The organism is Kitasatospora sp. NPDC036934 (assembly GCF_055608425.1).
Map to the genome: position 1 here is coordinate 267,373 of NZ_JBVJQR010000014.1, position 17,307 is coordinate 284,679.

Annotated in this window: 14 protein-coding genes; 6 read left to right on the top strand and 8 right to left on the bottom strand. The window is 73.2% G+C overall.

The annotated features are described in order from the left end of the window. Positions 1 to 12: 12 nt before the first annotated feature. The 4 genes from ACZ7BZ_RS23235 (at position 13) to ACZ7BZ_RS23250 (ending at position 8,652) form a co-directional block, all read left to right on the top strand. A complete protein-coding gene (locus tag ACZ7BZ_RS23235; protein WP_470359954.1) occupies positions 13 to 2,517 on the top strand; it encodes an endo-beta-N-acetylglucosaminidase in 2,505 nt (834 codons plus the stop codon). A 24-nt stretch (positions 2,518 to 2,541) separates the two neighbouring features. Then, positions 2,542 to 6,774: a glycoside hydrolase family 38 N-terminal domain-containing protein gene (locus ACZ7BZ_RS23240; protein ID WP_470359955.1), complete on the top strand. Its 4,233-nt coding sequence runs from the start codon at positions 2,542 to 2,544 to the stop codon at positions 6,772 to 6,774. After that, the gene (locus ACZ7BZ_RS23245; protein WP_470359956.1) at positions 6,771 to 7,466 is read left to right on the top strand and encodes a DUF7158 domain-containing protein; all 696 of its coding nucleotides are present in this window, start codon (positions 6,771 to 6,773) and stop codon (positions 7,464 to 7,466) included. Before ACZ7BZ_RS23240 ends, ACZ7BZ_RS23245 begins: the two co-directional genes overlap by 4 nt. 202 nt (positions 7,467 to 7,668) lie before the next feature. Then, positions 7,669 to 8,652, top strand: a complete 984-nt coding sequence (locus ACZ7BZ_RS23250; RefSeq protein ID WP_470359957.1) for a threonine/serine dehydratase — start codon at positions 7,669 to 7,671, stop codon at positions 8,650 to 8,652. Between the two features lie 97 nt (positions 8,653 to 8,749). Here ACZ7BZ_RS23250 and ACZ7BZ_RS23255 read toward each other — a convergent pair whose 3' ends face one another. Together ACZ7BZ_RS23255 and ACZ7BZ_RS23260 are read right to left on the bottom strand one after the other, a co-directional pair. After that, complete coding sequence (locus ACZ7BZ_RS23255; protein WP_470359958.1) at positions 8,750 to 9,460, bottom strand: LuxR C-terminal-related transcriptional regulator; 711 nt, start codon at positions 9,458 to 9,460, stop codon at positions 8,750 to 8,752. After that, complete coding sequence (locus ACZ7BZ_RS23260; protein ID WP_470359959.1) at positions 9,448 to 10,767, bottom strand: sensor histidine kinase; 1,320 nt, start codon at positions 10,765 to 10,767, stop codon at positions 9,448 to 9,450. The genes ACZ7BZ_RS23255 and ACZ7BZ_RS23260 overlap by 13 nt, the downstream gene beginning before the upstream one ends. On the opposite strand from ACZ7BZ_RS23260, the gene ACZ7BZ_RS23265 reads away from it, so the two are divergent. Further along, entirely contained in the window at positions 10,751 to 11,836 is a 1,086-nt protein-coding gene (locus tag ACZ7BZ_RS23265; RefSeq protein ID WP_470359960.1) for a CPBP family intramembrane glutamic endopeptidase, read from the top strand. The two genes, ACZ7BZ_RS23260 and ACZ7BZ_RS23265, sit on opposite strands and share 17 nt — an antisense overlap. A 31-nt stretch (positions 11,837 to 11,867) precedes the next feature. Here ACZ7BZ_RS23265 and ACZ7BZ_RS23270 read toward each other — a convergent pair whose 3' ends face one another. From ACZ7BZ_RS23270 to ACZ7BZ_RS23290, 5 genes are all read right to left on the bottom strand, one after another. Beyond that, positions 11,868 to 12,959 carry a HEAT repeat domain-containing protein gene (locus tag ACZ7BZ_RS23270; protein WP_470359961.1) on the bottom strand — a complete coding sequence of 364 codons (1,092 nt, stop codon included), beginning with the start codon at positions 12,957 to 12,959 and terminating at the stop codon, positions 11,868 to 11,870. Further along, positions 12,953 to 13,624, bottom strand: a complete 672-nt coding sequence (locus tag ACZ7BZ_RS23275) for a HEAT repeat domain-containing protein (RefSeq protein ID WP_470359981.1) — start codon at positions 13,622 to 13,624, stop codon at positions 12,953 to 12,955. The genes ACZ7BZ_RS23270 and ACZ7BZ_RS23275 overlap by 7 nt, the downstream gene beginning before the upstream one ends. Before the next feature lie 170 nt (positions 13,625 to 13,794). Continuing rightward, a complete protein-coding gene (locus tag ACZ7BZ_RS23280) occupies positions 13,795 to 14,382 on the bottom strand; it encodes a hypothetical protein (RefSeq protein ID WP_470359962.1) in 588 nt (195 codons plus the stop codon). A gap of 112 nt (positions 14,383 to 14,494) precedes the next feature. Further along, positions 14,495 to 14,863 carry a hypothetical protein gene (locus ACZ7BZ_RS23285; RefSeq protein WP_470359963.1) on the bottom strand — a complete coding sequence of 123 codons (369 nt, stop codon included), beginning with the start codon at positions 14,861 to 14,863 and terminating at the stop codon, positions 14,495 to 14,497. Between the two features lie 194 nt (positions 14,864 to 15,057). Next, the gene (locus ACZ7BZ_RS23290; RefSeq protein ID WP_470359964.1) at positions 15,058 to 16,071 is read right to left on the bottom strand and encodes a GlxA family transcriptional regulator; all 1,014 of its coding nucleotides are present in this window, start codon (positions 16,069 to 16,071) and stop codon (positions 15,058 to 15,060) included. Between the two features lie 52 nt (positions 16,072 to 16,123). On the opposite strand from ACZ7BZ_RS23290, the gene ACZ7BZ_RS23295 reads away from it, so the two are divergent. Continuing rightward, positions 16,124 to 16,519 (top strand): cupin domain-containing protein, encoded by a 396-nt coding sequence (locus ACZ7BZ_RS23295; protein ID WP_470359965.1) that lies wholly within the window; start codon positions 16,124 to 16,126, stop codon positions 16,517 to 16,519. Positions 16,520 to 16,539: 20 nt separating this feature from the next. Here ACZ7BZ_RS23295 and ACZ7BZ_RS23300 read toward each other — a convergent pair whose 3' ends face one another. Next, complete coding sequence (locus ACZ7BZ_RS23300; protein ID WP_470359966.1) at positions 16,540 to 16,956, bottom strand: nuclear transport factor 2 family protein; 417 nt, start codon at positions 16,954 to 16,956, stop codon at positions 16,540 to 16,542. Positions 16,957 to 17,307 lie beyond the last annotated feature (351 nt).

The window sequence follows — 17,307 nt, forward strand, 5'->3', positions numbered from 1 at the left end:
CGGAGCCACCGCATGTCACGACGCCTCCCCCTGCTGCTCAGCGCCGCGCTCGCGACGGCCGCGCTGACGGCCGCTCCCTCGGCCGGGGCTGCTCCCTCGGCCGGGGCCGCACCGAGACCGGCCCCGGCACCCGCCGCCGGGACCGGGCCCGCCGCTGCTTCCGCCGCCACGACGGCGACAGCCGGTTCGGGCAGCCAGCCGTACGCCTCCTACTGGTACCCCAGCTCGATCCTCAACTGGGACCCGGCCACCGACCCGGACGCCCGGTTCAACCGCTCCCGTGTCCCGCTCCAGCCCCGCACCAGCGACCCTGCCCTGGCCGCCAACCCCAACGCCCGGGCGGGCGAGGGGAAGATCGCCTCGCTGGTCTCCTTCGGCCCCACCTCCAACAATCCCTCCCAGGGCTCCGCCGACCCCAACTACTACGCCTTCGGCTACTGGCAGTACGTCGACAAGCTGGTGTTCTGGGGCGGCTCGGCCGGCGAGGGCCTGATCCTCGCGCCGAACCCGACCGTGATCGACGCCGCCCACCGCAACGGCGTCAAGGTCTACGGCACCGTCTTCTTCCCGCCCGCCGCGTACGGCGGCCAGCTCCAGTGGGTGCGCGACTTCGTCCAGAAGTCCGGCGGCCGCTACCCCGTCGCCGACAAGCTCACCCAGGCCGCCCGGTACTACGGCTTCGACGGCTGGTTCATCAACCAGGAGACCGGCGGCGGCGATGCGGGCCTCGCCACCGACCTGCGCGACCTGATGCAGTACACCAAGGCGCAGAGCGGCACCGAGTTCATGTGGTACGACGCGATGACCACATCCGGCGCGGTGGACTGGCAGAACGCCCTCACCTCCGCCAACTCGCCGTTCCTGCAGGACGGTCCGAAGCGCACCTCGGACTCGATGTTCCTCAACTTCGGCTGGACGTCCGACGGTCTGGACTCCTCCCGCACCCTGGCCCGGCAACTCGGCCGCAGCGAGTACGAGTTGTACTCCGGCGTCGACACCGAGGCGAACGGTTACAACACCTCCGTCGACTGGAACACCCTCTTCCCGTCCGGGCAGCCGCACACCACCTCGCTCGGCCTCTACCGCCCCGAGTGGACCTGGAAGTCCGCCACCGACCGGGCCGACTTCTACGCCAAGGACGCCCGCTACTGGGTCGGCGCCAAGAACGACCCGTCGAACACCGACCTCTCCAGCAGCTGGCCCGGTCTGGCCGGCTACGTCGCCGAGTCCTCGCCGATCACCGCCAAGCCCTTCGTCACCAACTTCGACACCGGCCAGGGCGACTTCTACAACGCGGCCGGAACCCGGGTCGCCACCGGCGGCTGGAACAACCTCTCACTGCAGGACGTCCCGCCGACCTACCGCTGGGTGGTCGACTCCAGCGGCAGCAAGCTGAGCCCGTCGGTCGACTTCACCGACGCCTACCAGGGCGGCTCCTCGCTGCGGCTGACCGGCACTCTGGACGCCACCAACACCGTACGGCTGTACCAGACCAAGCTGCCCGTCGCCGCGAACACCAAGCTCGACCTGGTGGTCAAGACCCCGGCCGCGGGCCCGACCAGGCTCAAGGCCGCGGTTTCCTTCACCGACGCCCCGGGCAGCTTCACCACCGTGGACGTCGGGGACAACTCCGGGACCGGTTGGGAGCGGCACACCCTCGACCTCTCCCGGTACGCGGGCCGCACCATCTCCCAGCTCGCCCTCCAGGCCGCCGGGTCGGATCCCTCGTACGACCTGCGGGTCGGCCAAGTCGCCCTCTACGACGGCTCGGTGGAGACGCCGGCCGCGCCGGGCGGGCTGACCGTCCTCGGCGCGAGCGACGTGACGGCCGGCGCCAGCCAGTCGCTGAGGCTCTCCTGGACGGCGGCGCCCGGCGGCAACGTCCACCACTACGAGGTGTACCGGCGCAACGCGGACGGCACCCGCACCTTCCTGGGGGCCACGCCCAACGACGCGTACTTCGTCGGGAAGCTCGACCGGGCGGGTACGGAGGCCACCACCACACTGGACGTCGAGGCGGTGTCCAGCACCTACGGGCATTCCAGCGTCGCCTCCACCACCGTCGGTTGGGACGGCTCGCCGCCCTCGACCTCGACCAATCTGGCGCTGAAGCGCCCCGCCACCGCCTCCGGCCAGTGCAACGCCAACGAGGGCCCGGCCAAGGCCGTCAACGGGAGCGTCAACGGCGGCAACAGCGACAAGTGGTGCACCCTGACCGCGTCCAAGTGGCTCGAGGTGGACCTCGGTTCGGCGAAGAAGCTGTCCACGTTCGTGGTCAAGCACGCCCAGGCGGGCGGCGAGAGCGCCTCGTACAACACCCGGGACTTCTCCATCCAGACCCGCTCCAGGACCACCGACCCGTGGACGACCGTCGCCACCGTGACCGGCAACACCGCGGGCACCACCACCCACCCGGTGGACACCACTGCCCGCTACGTCCGGCTGGTCGTCACCAAGCCCACCCAGAACAGCGACCCGGCCGCGCGCATCTACGAGTTCGAGGCCTGGGGCCAGTAGGCCTCCGTACCGAAAGGACCCCCCGTGCCGGTCACCACCATCACCGCCGTCGAGAGCACCGACCTGTTCACCGGTCCCGAGGACGCCCCGCGCCAGCTGCTGCGGGTCACGGTCGAGGGACCGGCCGCCCGGATCGCCGTCAGCGGGGCGGGCGTTCGCGGCGAGGCGACCGGCACGGGGCTGGTCGAAGTCCCGCTGGAGATCACCGGGGCGGCCGTCGGCTCCCGACTTCCCGTCAAGGTGAGGGCGTCGTCCAGCGAGGCCGCCGGCGTGGTGGAGGTCGCGGAGCCCGGCTGGACGATGTTCCTGGTCTCCCACTTCCACTACGACCCGGTCTGGTGGAACACCCAGGCGGCCTACACCTCCCCGTGGGAGCTGCTCTCCGCCGACGCCACCACCCGGCCGCTGTGGGAGCGCAACGGCTTCGCCCTGGTCGACGCCCACCTGGACCTCGCCCTGCGGGACCCGGTGTACAAGTTCGTGCTCGCTGAAGTCGACTACCTGAAGCCGTACTTCGACCAGCACCCGGAGCGCCGCTCGGTGCTCCGGACCCTGCTGGAGCGCGGGCAGGTCGAACTCGTCGGCGGCACCTACAACGAGCCCAACACCAACCTCACCGGCGCCGAGACCACCATCCGCAACATCGTCTACGGCATCGGCTACCAGCGCGACATCCTCGGCGGCGACCCGCAGACCGCCTGGCAGCTCGACGTGTTCGGGCACGACCCGCAGTTCCCCGGCCACCTCGCCGCGGCCGGGCTCACCGGCAGCGCCTGGGCCCGCGGGCCGTTCCACCAGTGGGGCCCGATCCAGAAGAACTTCCGCGAGGGCAAGGACGACGCCCGGGTGATGCAGTTCCCCAGCGAGTTCGAGTGGATCGCGCCCGGCGGCGAGGGCGTGCTCACCCACTACATGCCCCACCACTACTCGGCCGGCTGGTGGATGGACTCCTCGCCCGACCTCGCCACCGCCGAGCAGGCCGTGTACGAGCTGTACCGGAAGCTCAAGCCGGTCGGGGCGACGAAGAACCTGCTGCTGCCGGTGGGGACGGACTACACCCCGCCGAACAAGTGGGTCACCGCGATCCACCGCTCCTGGGCCGAGAAGTACCTGTGGCCGCGGTTCGTCTGCGCCACCCCGCGCGACTTCCTGGACGCCGTCCGGGCCGACCTCGCCGCCGCCGGCCGCCGGCCCAGCCCGCAGACCCGCGACATGAACCCGGTGTACACCGGGAAGGACGTCTCCTACATCGACACCAAGCAGGCCCAACGGGCGGGCGAGGTCGCGGCGGTGGACGCGGAGAAGCTCGCCGCGCTGGCCGTCGTCAACGGGCTGGGCAGCTACCCGGCCGCCGCGCTCGACAAGGTGTGGCGCCAACTCGCCTACGGCGCGCACCACGACGCGATCACGGGCAGCGAGTCGGACCAGGTGTACCTGGACCTGCTCGGTGGCTGGCGGGAGGCGTACGACCTTGCCGCAGCCGTCCGGGACGCGGCGCTGGACGCGCTGACGGCCCGGATCTCCACGGTGGGGGGCTCCACGGCGGGCCCCGGTTCTGCGGTGGGCCCCGGTTCTGCGGTGGGTGCGGGTTCGGCGGTGGTGGTGACCAACACGCTGTCCTTCGACCGGACGGGCCTGGCTACGGTCGAACTGCCGCCCGGCGTAGCGTCGGTGCGCGTCCTGGACGAGACGGGCGCGCCGGTGCCGAGCGCCGTCGACCGGGGGACGCTGCGCTTCCTGGCGGCGGACGTGCCCGCGCTCGGGTGGCGTACCTGGCGGCTGGTTCCCGGGGAGCCCGAGCCGACCTGGGTCGAGGCCCCCGGTGCGGTGATCACCAACGGCCGGTACCGGGTGACGGCCGACCCGGCGCGGGGCGGTGGGCTGTCATCCGTCCACGACCTGCTGCACGAACGGGAGTTGATCCAGGAAGGCCGGATCGGCAACGAACTGCGGGTGTACCAGGAGTACCCGCAGCACCCCGACTTCGGCGAGGGCCCGTGGCACCTGGTGCCGAGCGGGCCGGTGGCCGGCTCCGGGGCCGCCGCCGGCTCCGTACGCCGCGAGGCCGGCACGCTCGGCGAGCGGCTGGTGATCGGCGGCACGGTCGACGGCCTCCGCTACGAGCAGACGGTGACGCTCTGGCGCGGCCTGGACCGGGTCGACTGCCGGACCAGGGTCCTCGACTACTCCGGCGCCGACCGGCTGCTGCGGCTGCGCTTCCCGGTGGACGTCCCCGGTGGGCTGCCGGTCAGCGAGGTCGCCGGGGCGGTCGTCGGGCGCGGCTTCGCGATGCCCGACGTCGACTCGGCGGAGGCGCCGTGGACGCTGGACAACCCGGCCAACACCTGGTTCGGCCTCGGTGCCACCGCGCGCGCCGTGCTCACCTCCGCCACCGGCGAGGTCACCGGCGCACGGGCACTCGGCGTGGCCGAGGTGGTCGTCCCCACGCTGGACGATGCCGCCGACGCCCGCCCGCTGGTGGTCGCACTCGCCCGGGTCGGCGTCACCGCCACCACCTCGGGGGCGGACTGGGCGCGGTACGGTTGGCTGGACGTCGACTCCAACCTGCCGGACTTCCGGATCGTCATCGGCGGCCCGGAAGTCAACCATGCGGCAAGGGAGTTGGTCGAGGAGGCGGGAGAGGAGTACGCGGCCGCGCTGAAGGCGCACGGCGCGGTGTGGGTGCCCGCGCTCACCCCGCTTGTCGAGGTGTGGCGGCCGGACGCCGACCTGCGCGACCTGCGCGCCCTGCCGGCCCTGGTGGTCGCCGATGTGGCGGCCCTGGTGGACGACCTCGCGGACGCCCGGATCACCGCCGTCTGCCCGGCGGTCGTGACCGATCAACTCGCCGATCACACCGTGGCGTTGCTCAGCTTCGGCCTGCCCGGCTTCGCCGTGGACACCAGCGGCGCGCTGCACCTGTCGCTGATGCGCTCCTGCACCGGTTGGCCGTCCGGCGTCTGGATCGACCCGCCCCGACGCACCCTGCCGGACGGCTCCCCCTTCCAACTCCAGCACTGGACACATGAGTTCAGCTATGCGCTGGTAGGTGGCGACGGCGACTGGCGGGCCCAGACGCTGCCCGCGCAGGGGCAGGAGTTCAACCACCCGCTGTACGCGCGGCTCGTCGCCGCCGTGCAGGACGGGCCGCTGCCCGGGACCCTCTCCTGGCTGCGGGTCGAGCCGCAGCGCGAGGTGCTGCTCGGCGCGCTCAAGCCGGTGGGGAACCCGATCGCCCACGGCTCGGCGTCCTCCGGGGGCGGCGACCTCACCGTCCGGCTGGTCGAGTCGACCGGCCTCGGCCGGACGGCACGGCTCGGCGGCGCGCTCGGCCTGACCGACCTGCGCTCCGCCGACCTGCTGGAACGCCCCCAGGGCCCGGCCGACTTGGCCCTGGCCGGGTCGCAGATCGTCACCCTGCTCGGGGTTCCCGAGGTGTCGACCCGCGCCGACGGCCCCGAGCTCGGCCCGGTGGCCGAACCCGCCCAGCCCGTCCACGCCCGCTACTGGCTGCACAACCGGGGCCCGGCACCGCTCGGCTACCTGCCGGTGTCGGTCGGTGCCGCGCCCGGACTGCTGCGGACGGCGGGGGAGGCGGTGACCTTCTCGGTGGTGCTCTCCTCGCAGCTGCGGGACGCCGCCGTCGAGGGCACGGCGGTGGTGCTGCCGCCGGAGGGCTGGGCGAGCAGCGTCGGCACCCGCCCGTACCGGCTGACGGCCGGTGGTCACCTGCGGTTCCCGGTGACCCTGACACCGCCGTCGGACGTCGAACCCGGGTTGCACTTCGCGGCCGTCCGGATCGAGCACGACGGGCAGCAGATCGAGGACGTGGTGTCGATCGCCGTCGGCGAGCTGCCCGGGCTGCTGCCCGTCGCCGGGGACGCCCCCGAGGACTGGACGGCCGCCCAGGGCACCAAGGCGATGACCGGCCGGGACACCGGACTGTCCGTGGACGTCTCCGACGAACTCCTGCGGGTCGCCCCCGGCGGGCGGGCCGTTCTCTGCCTCACCCTCACCAACCGCACGCGCGGGGAGATCCGTGGTGAGCTGCAACTCGTCTCCCCGTGGGGCACCTGGGGAGCGATCGTCGACCCGGTGCGCGGCTTCGCCGTGCCGGCCGATTCCGCCGTCACCGTCGACTTCGCGGTCGCCGCTCCCGAGTCCCTCGACCCCGGTGCGTACTGGGCCCTGGCCAAGGTGATGTGGTTCGGCCGCTGCCAGTACGCCCCGACCGTCGCCCTGGTGGTGGAGGCATGACCCTCGGCCTGCTCGACGGGCACCCGATCCCACGCACCGCCCTCGACGCGCGCCTCGCCGCCCTGCGGGCCGGCCCGCGCTCCACCGCCCTTCCGCAGCCCGGCAGTTCGGAGGACCGGCAACTGGTCCGGTGGGTCGCGCAGGTGCTGCTGACCGAGGCCCTCTGCGAGACGGTCGCCGCCGAGCGGGGGCTGCCGGTCGGGTCTTCCGGCCCCGCCCGCCTCGACCAACAGGCCGCCGTCGAACTCGGCTCCATCACGGCGGCGGCCTACGAGGGCAGCGCAGCCGTCCGTGCCGTCTACGCATCCGTGACCGCCCGCATCGAGCCCCCGCCCGAGGACATCGCCCACTACCGGGGCATGACCGCCCGCCCACCGGCCACCCGCTGGCACCTCGCCCTCCCCGACGGTGGCTTCGAAGCCGACCCCGACACCCTCCCGGCGGCCCTCGCCGAAGCCCTCCGCGAGGCCCCGCCGGGCGAGTGGGTCACCGTCGGCCCCTGGACGGCGATGCTCCTCGCCACCCTCACCATCCCGCAGAACCCCGACCCCACCCCGACTCTCCGAGAGGCCGCCCGCCGAGCCGCCTTCGTCCGCTGGCTCGACCACGAACGCGCCCAACGCCTCACCCTGGTAGCGGGATTGGAACACCCTGGCGACCCGGCCCAGCCCGACAACCACCACCGCCACTGAGCCGCCCGGCACATCGCCCGCCGCGCCCGGCGCCGGGCGCGGCGGGCAGGGGACTTCGTTAGGCTGCGGCCATGATTCGTGCAGTGGTGTCCGATGCCGGCGAGTGGTGTGCGTGGACGGGCTCGGCGGACCCTTCCCCAGCCCGGCCGACACGGGCATGATCGTCGCCTGGTCGTGATCCCCCATCGGCAGGAGCAGCGAAGTGCACCACCTCACGTACGGCGACATCGAGGCCGCCACCGAGCGGATCGCGGGGCACGTCCGGCCGGTCGCCCTGACGGCGGTCGATCCGCGCCCCGGGCAGCCCGGTGAGCTGTGGCTGGCGTTGGAGTTCATGCAGCACACCGGATCGTTCAAGGCCCGTGGTGCGCAGAACTTCCTCCATGCGCACCGCGAGGCCGGAACCCTGCCCACTGCGGGGGTGACCATCGCCTCCGGCGGGAACGCCGGGCTGGCGTGCGCCTGGGCGGCGCGGCAACAGGGCGTGCGGGCAACGGTGTTCGTGCCGGCCACGGCGCCGGCGGTGAAGGTGTCCAAGCTCCGCGGCCTCGGCGCCGACGTGCGGCTGGTGGGCTCGGAGTACGCCGAGGCGCTGGCCGCGTGCGAGGAGTTCGCGGCCGAGGGCGGGGCTCTCGCGGCGCACGCGTACGACCATCCGCTGATCGCGGCCGGGGCCGGCACGCTGCTGGAGGAGATCCACCAGCGGATCCCGGACGTGGACACCGTGGTGGTCGCGGTCGGCGGCGGCGGGTTGTTCGCGGGCGTCGCCACCGCCGCCCGGGAGCACGGCGTCCGGACGGTGGCGGTGGAGCCGGAGCACAGCCGCGCGCTGAACGCCGCCCTGGCGGCGGGCCGCCCGGTCGATGTGACGGTGGACTCGGTCGCGGGCGACTCGCTCGGCGCCCGGCGGGTCTCCGCCACGGCCCTGGATGTCGCCCAACTAGGCCATGTGCATTCGGTGTTGGTGCCGGATGCGGAGATCGTCCGCGCGCGCCGGGCCCTCTGGGACGATCACCGGGTGGTCGTCGAGCACGGCGCCGCCACCGCCCTGGCCGCGCTGAACGGCCCCTCCGGTCAGCCGGGCGGCTACCGGCCCGAGCCCGGGGAGAAGGTCTGCGTGGTGCTCTGCGGCGCCAACACCGACCCGTCCGACCTGGTCGAGGAGCCTCGCGGCCGGTCAGTCTGACGTGGAGGGAGCGAGGCCGTCCGCGCCTCGCGCCAGGAAGGCGCGGGCGGCTTCGACGATCTCACCTTTGATCTGCTCCAGCGGGATGCCCCAGCCCTCACTCCAGTCCTCGCCGTTGATGGCCCCGTGGACGAGGTTCTGGAGCCGGACCGGGCCGGTGGGGGCGGCGCTGGGGGGCTCCTAGGTGGGTGAGGACGGCGAGGACGCGGCGGTCGCCGCTGTCCTCGGGTGGGAGGTCGAGTTTCACGAAGATGTTTCCGATGTGCTTGTGCACGGCCCGCTCGGTGACCACGAGGCGGTCGGCGATCTCGGTGTTCCCGTGGCCCTGGGCCATCATCGCGAGGACCTCGCGTTCGCGTTCGGTGAGCCGTGACAGCGGGCTTCCGCGCGTCGCGAGCAACTGCCGGACCACGTCCGGGTCCAGTGCGGTGCCGCCGGCCGCGACGCGGTGGAGCGCGTCGAGGAAGTCGTCGACGCGGGCGACCCGGTCCTTGAGCAGGTAGCCGACGCCGGTGCCGTCGGCGAGGAGTTCTCGGGCGTAGGTGTCCTCGACGTACTGGGAGAGGACGAGGATCGGCAAGCCGGGGACGTGTTCCCGGGCGCGCAGTGCGGCCCTGATGCCCTCGTCGGTGAAGGACGGCGGGAGGCGGACGTCCACCACGGCCACGTCCGGCCGGTGGGTGAGGGCGGCCGTCACGAAGGATTCGGCGTCCTCGGTGGTGGCGAGCACCTGGTTGCCCAGGGCTTCCAGCAGTGCGGTGAGTCCCTGCGCGAGCAGGGCGTTGTCCTCGGCGATCACGATCCGCACGGGCACTCCACGGTGATCACGGTGGGTCCGCCCGGCGGGCTCTGGATCCGCAGTGCTCCGTCGACCGCCTCGATGCGCTGCCGCATGCCGCGCAGCCCGGTGCCGCCGCTCTCGGCCGCCCCGCCGTGGCCGTCGTCGGTGATCTCCGCGCGGAGGGTGCCGCCGGTCCTGGCCAGGGTGACCGACACGGAGCCGGCGTGGGCGTGCTTGGCCGCGTTGGTGAGTGCCTCGGTGATGGCGAAGTACACGGCGACCTCGATCCGTGCCGGTACGTCGCCGAGGTCGGCGGGGTCGGCGGGGTCGGCGGGGTCGGCGGGGTCGGCGGGGTCGGCGCGTTTGCCGGAGCCGCCAGAGCCGCCGGGCTTCCCGGGCGCGCCGAACTCCACGGTGGCCGGGACCGGGCAGCGGGCGACGACCGCCGAGACCGCGCGGGTGAGGCCCCGGTCGGCGAGGATCGGCGGGTAGACGGAGCGCAGCACGTCACGCAGTTCGGTCATCGCCTCCTCGGCGCCCTCCCGCGCCCGGGTCAGCAGTGGGCCGACCGCGGAGGGGTCGACGCTCAGGGTCCTTTCGGCGAGGCCGAGTTGCATGGCCAGGGAGACCAGCCGGGCCTGGGTGCCGTCGTGCAGGTCACGCTCGATGCGGCGCAGCTCGTTGCCGTGGGCGTCGAGCGCGCCGGTGCGGGTCCGGTCCAGCGTCGACACGCGTTCGGCGAGCACTGCGGCGGCCGAGGGGGTGAGCAGCCACCGGCTCAGGGACGCCGCCAGCCTGGCGATCAGCGGCGGGCCGAAGAGGGCGAGCAGCACGATCAGCAGGAACTGCGGCACGCCGGAGTAGACCGCGGAGGCCCAGCTGTCGATCGGGATGTTCAGGACGAGCCTGATCGGATCGCCCGTGGGGAACAGCCACCACAGGCCGACGAGCACGAGCGCGGCCACCGGGAACAGGAACAGTGCCACGCCGAGGAGCCCGAGTGTGGTGCCGGCGACCGTCGTGGCCGCCGCCCACCGCAGGTCGCGGCCGGTCGCCGGGTCGGACAGCACCGCCATCAGGCGCCTTCCGGTGTGCGGTCCGGCCGGTGCCGTCGACGCCGCCGCCCACCGTCCCAGCCGGTCGCGTTCGCCGTCGGCCATCCGGCGCAGCAGCCGGAGTTCGTGCGGCAGGAGGAGCAGGCCCGGGCCGACCAGGCAGAGTACGGCCGAGTACATGAGGACGGGCACCAGCACCACCAGGGCCAGCGCGCGGACGAGCACGGTCGCGCAGTATCCCGCGGCCCGGGCGGAGCGGACCGTGTTCGCCCGCGTCATCGACAAGTGGTTCACGGTGGCCAGTCTTCCGCCTCCTCGGCCCGCGGTGCAGTGGAGTGTGCTACACCATCGGTCGGCGAGCCTGCACGATCGTCCCGGCCACCCCGCGGTTCGTAGCGTCACCGCCATGAAACCCATGAACTGCATGAAACCCGTGAAGTGCGTGAAACCCGTGGAACGAACGGACACTTCGGGCGGCTCGCGCCCCGATCTCGTCCTCTTCCTGTCGATCGGTTTCGTCGGCGCGTGGGTCACCATGATCCCGCTCTGGGTGGACGGCATCCGCCGGACGAGCGCCGCGCAAGGGACGCCGCGGCTCGCGGCGCTGTGCATGATCCTGATGATGCTGGTGCCGGCGCTGACCGCCTTCGGTCTGACGGTGCGCCGACGGGGGACGCGCCAGGCGCTACGGGTCCTCGGACTCGCCAGGGCCACCCCGTGGCGGTATGAAGTCCGTTCCGTCGCGGTCGCGTTGACGATCCCGCTCGGCCTCACCGCCGTCGGCCTGACCCTGGCCACACTGGTCGGTTGGTACACCCCCGCGCACCTGCCCGGGCCGGCCACCGTCCTGCCGCTCGTGCTGAGCGCGCTGTTGTCCGTGCCGCTGTACTTCGGCGAGGAACTCGGCTGGCAGGGCTATCTGTTGCCCCGGCTGCTGCGGTACGGCAGGACCCGCGGCCTGCTGATCGGCGGAGCGATCTGGGGGGCGTGGCACGTCCCGATGACCGCGCTCGGCGGGAGCTACCCCGGCCATTCGGTGTTGCTCGGCATAGCCGTCGCCATGGTGACCGCCGTGCTGCTCGGAACGGTGATCGCCACCGTCCGGTTGTCCACCGGGTCGGTGTGGGCGGCCGTCGCGGCACACCTGTCGCTCAATGAGTTCGCGCTGCCGCTGACCCGCGAGGTCTCGGGGCGTCTCGTCGATCCGCTGCTCGCCGGCCCGTTGAGCATCTCCACCTGGCCGGTGACCGCGCTGGCCGTGCTGGGCGGCTGGCTCGCCTACCGAGGGCGTGCAGGGCGGGAGCAGTCCGTGCCGGTGGCGGAGGGCCGGCTGACGGCGTCGCGGTAGCGGCCCCGGGCGGTGCCGCCGGCGGGGGACCTCAGGGGGCCTCGCCGTCGCCGTCGCCGCCCTCGGGGGAGTGCTCTTCGAGGTTCTCGAAGAGGTCCTCTTCGGGGACTCCTTCGGGGACTCCTCCGAGGAGTCCGAGGAAGGCCGAGGCGACGAGGGCGACGGCGTGGTCCTCGTCCCGCGCCAGCTGGTGGAGGAGCGCGTGCGCGGCCGGTCCCGGCAGTTCGACCAGGGCCTGGGTGAGACGGATCCGGGTCACCGGATCCAGGGTGTGGGCGGCGAGTCGGTCGGCCAGCGCGGTGGTGATCCGGTCCTCGGCGTCACCGTCCCGGGCCAGGGCTCCCAGGACCTCCGCCGCCTCGACGTCGTGGGAGCCCTCGACCACCATGGCGACCAGCGTCGGTACGGCCGCAGTCACGCCGCGCCGGCCCAGCGCCAGCGCGGCGTGCTCGCGCACCGTCGGGTCCTCGTCCCCGAGGGCGTCCGCGAGGGCCGTGGCCGCGCCCGGGGCCTCGGGCATCCCGGCGAGCGCCCGTACCGCGCGCCGCCGGACGTCGACGTCCTCCGAGCGCAGACCGGCGGCCAGTTCCGGCACGCCGTCGCCGCCGGCCCGGGCGAGTGCCCAGCGCAGCGCGCCCGCGACGTTGGGGTCGGATTCGGACAGGACCGCCCCGGCCAGCAGCTCGGCCGGAACCGGCGCGCCCTCCGGCCGGGCCAGCACGGCCTGCTGCCGGCGCGTGGCGCTGGTGGAGCCGAGCCCCTGGAGCAGCTCGACGATTCGCAGCACGTCCTGCCACCCGGTGGGCGCCGAGGCGTCGACCGCGCGGAGCCGCCCGAGCAGCTCCTGGTCCCGCGCCAGGCGGTCCTCCGTCCACCGGATCAGGTCGCCGACCAGCTCGGACGGCGTGAAGGCGGGATCCTCCAGCGCACGGCCGATCTGCTTGAGCGAGAGCCCGAGGGAGCGCAGGCACTCCACGTGGAAGATCCTGCGGACGTCCTCGGCGGAGTACTCGCGGTAGCCGCCGACGGTGCGGCCGGTCGGCCGGACCAGGCCGAGGGCGTCGTAGTGCCGGAGCATCCGGGTGCTCACACCCGAGCGGCGGGCGACATCACCGATCAGCACTCCAGGGCCTCCGGGCCTACCGCCGCGGCCTCGACGGCAGCCGCTCGTTCCGGGCCCAGTGCGGCGAGCCGCTGCGCTTCGAAGACGGCCGCGTCGAACCCGGCCTCCGGGTCCCGCAGGAGCAGCACGGTGGCGCGGGCGTGTGCCGCCACGGCCGGCTCGGGGTCGGCCGCCGCCTTCTCCAGGGCGCTCCCGGTCACCGGGCCGAGGTCGACGAAGGCCCGGCTCAGGCTCAGCCGTACAGTGCGGTCGCCGCGGCCGAGCTGTCGGACCAGTTCGTCGGCGAGGTCCTCCCTCCCGTCCTCCGGGACGAGGACGACCGCGACGCGCCACGCGGTGCGTGCCACCTCGTCGTCGGCGTCCCGCAGCAGGTCGCGGGTGATCCAGGGCCAGGCGCTCCGGTCGCCGATCTTGGAGAGCGTGTGCAGCGCCTGGCTGCGGGCCTGGGGGCGCTCCGAGTCGAGTTCCCGGCGGATCCGGGGCAGGGTGAGCTCAGGCGGCAGGCGGGTCAGCGCCCAGGACAGCATGTCCCGTACGAAGAAGTCCGGCTCGACCGCGCACCGCTGGACCAGCGGCTCCAGGAGGCCGGGGCCGGGGTCCGAGCCGACCGCCAGGGCGGCCTGGAGCCGGACCGACGCGTCCTCGGCGCCCAGGGCGCGGATCATGCGGGTGTGCTGCTCGTTCGGGTTCACGTTCGGGTTCACGTTCGTGGCGTTGATCGGGACCACCTCCTGCACCCAAGTGGACACCTTGTCACGGTGACAAGGTCAAACCCGTTCGGGCGCCCCGGTGCAGGGTGGTGCGGGAGGTCTACGGGTCAGTCCGCCCAGTCCGCTCAGGCCCCGTCGCGCGCCGCGATGCTCAGCGCGACCTCGATGTGGCCGTATCCGGGGATGGGCGAGCCGACGGCCTTCTCGTAGCGCACCGCGTCGGCGAGCCCGAGCGTCTCGCCACCGGCGAGGGTCCGGTTCGTCGTCCACAGGAGCATCCGCAGCTGTTCGTTCTCGACGCCGAGGATCCGGTCGGAGGACTCCAGTGCTACGCCGGTGCCCGCCCGCCAGTCGGCCACCGCGGACCAGAAGTCGGTCACGGTGTCCCAGCAGACCGCGCTCCGGGGCCCGAGCATCGGGCGTATCCCGTCGAGCGGCCGAAACGTGTCGAGGCCGTGGGACGCGAGGTTCTGGAGGCTTTCCAGGAACGCGACGACGAACTTGTACTCGGCCTCGTCCGCCAGCAGGTCCTCGACGGCGGCCAGGATCTCGGCGGTCGCGCCGTGGTCCCGGCGGGCCGCCCGGAAGGCGACCTGTCGGCAGACCTCCAGGTCGTCGGTGCCGTCCACCGCTCCGGGCTTGACGCCCGCGAGGTCGAGGAGCCGCTGGGAGCGCCCGACGGGACGTCGACGCCACGGGAGCCGCATCGGCATTCCCCTCTGCTTGCAGCGACCGTGATCATGGTCGCTTGGTGCCGGTCAGCATGACACGCCGCTCCGGCGGCCCGTTCGCGGGGGTACGGCTTCACCCGACGCGCAGCGGCAGTTACTTGACGCGCATCGGCAGCCAGCCGGGCCACCACGGCGGGTGTCCGCCGGGGCAGCGCTCGGGGAGGTAGAAGCCGGGCGCCTCCCCGTTGTGGAGGGCGAAGTCTCCGACGAAGAGGGCGGCGCAGAGCAGCACGCCGAGCAGGCAGCCGACGATGATCGCGGCCCGGCGCGAGCGTCCCCAGGTCAGCAGGCGGCCGAGGCCGAAGCCGACGGGCAGGGAGAGGCCGTACAGCAGGATCCGGAGCGTGGTGAGGTCCCCGCCGACCTCCACGCCCGAGTGCGGGGAGGTGTCGACCGCGACCTCGGTGGCATAGCCCGAGCAGTAGGTCCAGGTGTCGAGGATGTTGTCGTTCTGCCGGGTCATGATCGCGAAGCCGAGAACGAGGGTCAGAACGGCCCCCAGACAGCCCAGACCGACCCGCCGACCCGCCTGCGTGGACGGTGCGTTCCCTGGTTCCATGTGTGTGGGTCGTCGCCTCTCCGATGCCCGCTGAGTCGGGGCAGACTATCCGAAGATCGGGAAGGAGGCCTCGCGGCGCCGAGCCGCTGCGCTCGCCGTCAGCTCACCCCCGCCGGCAACTCGCCCCCCGGCCCGAACCGCTGCCGGTACGCCGACGGGGAGATGCCCGTCTCGCGCTGCATCAGCGCGCGCAGGTTGGTCGCCGTGCCGAGCCCGCTGCGTCGGGCGACCGTCTCCAGTCGGGGCTCGCCGCGCTCGATCAACCGGCAGGCCAGGGCGAGCCGTTCGCCGGTGATCCAGGCCAGCGGGGTGGTGCCCAACTGGGCGCGGAAGCGGCGGTGCAGGGTCGCCGGGCTGACGGCCGCGTGTGCCGCGAGGGCGGCGACGGTGAGGGGTGCGTCCAGCCGTTCCTGGGCCCAGGCCAGCAGTGGGGCCAGTGACTCGTCGGGCCGCTCGGGCACCGGACGTTCCACGAACTGCCGTTGGCCGCCGTCCCGGTGGGCCGCGAACACCAGCCGTCGACTCACCGCGTTGGCCACCTCGGCGCCGTGGTCGCGGCGCACCAGGTGCAGCCCGAGGTCGAGCGCGGCCGCACTGCCCGCGGCGGTCAGGATGTCGCCGTCGTCCACGAACAGCACGTCCGGTTCGAGTCGGACGGACGGGAACCGGGCCCGGAAGGAATCCGCCCACTGCCAGTGCGCGGTGGCCCGGCGCCCGTCCAGGACCCCGGCCTCGGCCAGGGTGAACGCGCCGCTGCAGAAGCCGACCAGGCGCGCGCCGCGTGCGTGCGCCCGCCGGACGGCGTCCAGCACGGCGGGCCGGCGGGGCACCTCCACGTCGGGGCGGTTGGGCACGATCAGGGTGTCGGCAGTGTCGGCCGCCTCCAGCCCGGCGACCCCGGTCAGGGTGAAGAACCCGTCCCGCATCAGGACGCCCGGTTCGGGGGAGCAGAGCCGGAAGTCGTAGAGGTCCCGGCCGACCTCCGGTCTGCGCAGCCCGAACACCTCGGTGGCACAGCCGAGTTCGAACGGGTTCGAGTTCTCGTCGACGATCACGACGACCCGGTGCACGCCACCCGCCGGGCGTGCGGACTGCGAGGATCCTTGCGACATGTGCCATTTCTAGCACTCACCCCGGGCGCCCGCGACGGCCCAGGATGGGCCCATGAGCAACCGACCCATCGCCCTCGACCAGGCCCTGGCCACCTTCGACGCCCTGTGGAGCCCCCGCATCGTCACCCGCGTCAACGACTACGACGTCCGCATCGCCAAGGTCGAGGGCGAGTACCTCTGGCACGCCCATGACGACACCGACGAGTTCTTCCTCGTCCTCGACGGTGAACTGCGCATCTCCCTGCGCGAACCCGCCGGCGAACGCACCGTGGTGCTCCCGAAGGGCGCCGTGTTCACCGTCCCGCGCGGTACGGAGCACAAGCCGCACGCCCCGACCGGCGCCGCGATCCTCATGTTCGAACCCACCGGCACCCCGAGCGTCGGCGACCGCCACGACCCCGTCCCGTCCCACGTCGACGCGACGACCGGGCACGTCTTGATCCCCTGACGGCCCTTCACCGCTCCCGATCAGTCGGACCGGGGCATCCCGCCCAGGGGAGCACGCCGTGCCGTCACCCTGCGGTGGCCGATCCGCCAGCCCTCCGCCGTGCGCACCACGGTGTCGTCGTACGAGACGGACCCGCAGGAGCCGTCCGCCCGGATGCCGAGCCCCTTCGACCGGACGTGCACCCGGCCGTCGGCCGCCTCCGTGACGACGACATTGGTGACGTGGTGCGCGACGGGGTTGGCCGCCCCCAGCGCCCACGCCGCCTCCCGGACGGCCGGGAGTCCGTTCAGCGGCTCCTGGCCGAAGTCGGTGAGGTCGTAGACGACATCGGAGGTGAACACCTCCGCCAACCGGTCGAGGCTCCCGTCGTCGACCACGTGGCCGTGCAGGGACACCAACTCGGTGATGGCCAGCCGGTCTTCCAGGGCGAGTGACACGCGCGTCCTCTCCGGCCGGCCGTGGAAGGCCGAGCCGATCATCGATGCTCCGTGACGGGTCCGGCGGAGCCGAGCGCACCAAGGGCCGTACCCGGCGATCCTTCCGCACCGCCGGGCGCTCTGCCACCGATTTCACCGGAGCGAAGGCCCGCTGCGGCGACAGCGACGGCAGTAGCGTCGGGTGCCTGAGGGAACTCGGTGACTGGACGTACGTGGTGACGGACATCGACGTCGACGCCGACCCTCGCACACAGGGCGTGGTGGCTCCCCATACCTGGGGCGACCACGCCCTGTTTGGTCCCCCGCCTGGACCCCCGTGAAGCCCTTGTGGCCCCTCACAACTCGACCCCG

Excerpts from the sequence above, each read along its gene's own strand:
- ACZ7BZ_RS23235 (WP_470359954.1), top strand. The coding sequence starts at position 13 with ATGTCACGACGCCTCCCCCTGCTGCTCAGCGCCGCGCTCGCGACGGCC.
- ACZ7BZ_RS23245 (WP_470359956.1), top strand. The coding sequence starts at position 6,771 with ATGACCCTCGGCCTGCTCGACGGGCACCCGATCCCACGCACCGCCCTC.
- ACZ7BZ_RS23260 (WP_470359959.1), bottom strand. The coding sequence starts at position 10,767 with ATGACGCGGGCGAACACGGTCCGCTCCGCCCGGGCCGCGGGATACTGC.
- ACZ7BZ_RS23275 (WP_470359981.1), bottom strand. The coding sequence starts at position 13,624 with ATGATCCGCGCCCTGGGCGCCGAGGACGCGTCGGTCCGGCTCCAGGCC.
- ACZ7BZ_RS23280 (WP_470359962.1), bottom strand. The coding sequence starts at position 14,382 with ATGCCGATGCGGCTCCCGTGGCGTCGACGTCCCGTCGGGCGCTCCCAG.
- ACZ7BZ_RS23285 (WP_470359963.1), bottom strand. The coding sequence starts at position 14,863 with ATGACCCGGCAGAACGACAACATCCTCGACACCTGGACCTACTGCTCG.
- ACZ7BZ_RS23290 (WP_470359964.1), bottom strand. The coding sequence starts at position 16,071 with ATGTCGCAAGGATCCTCGCAGTCCGCACGCCCGGCGGGTGGCGTGCAC.
- ACZ7BZ_RS23295 (WP_470359965.1), top strand. The coding sequence starts at position 16,124 with ATGAGCAACCGACCCATCGCCCTCGACCAGGCCCTGGCCACCTTCGAC.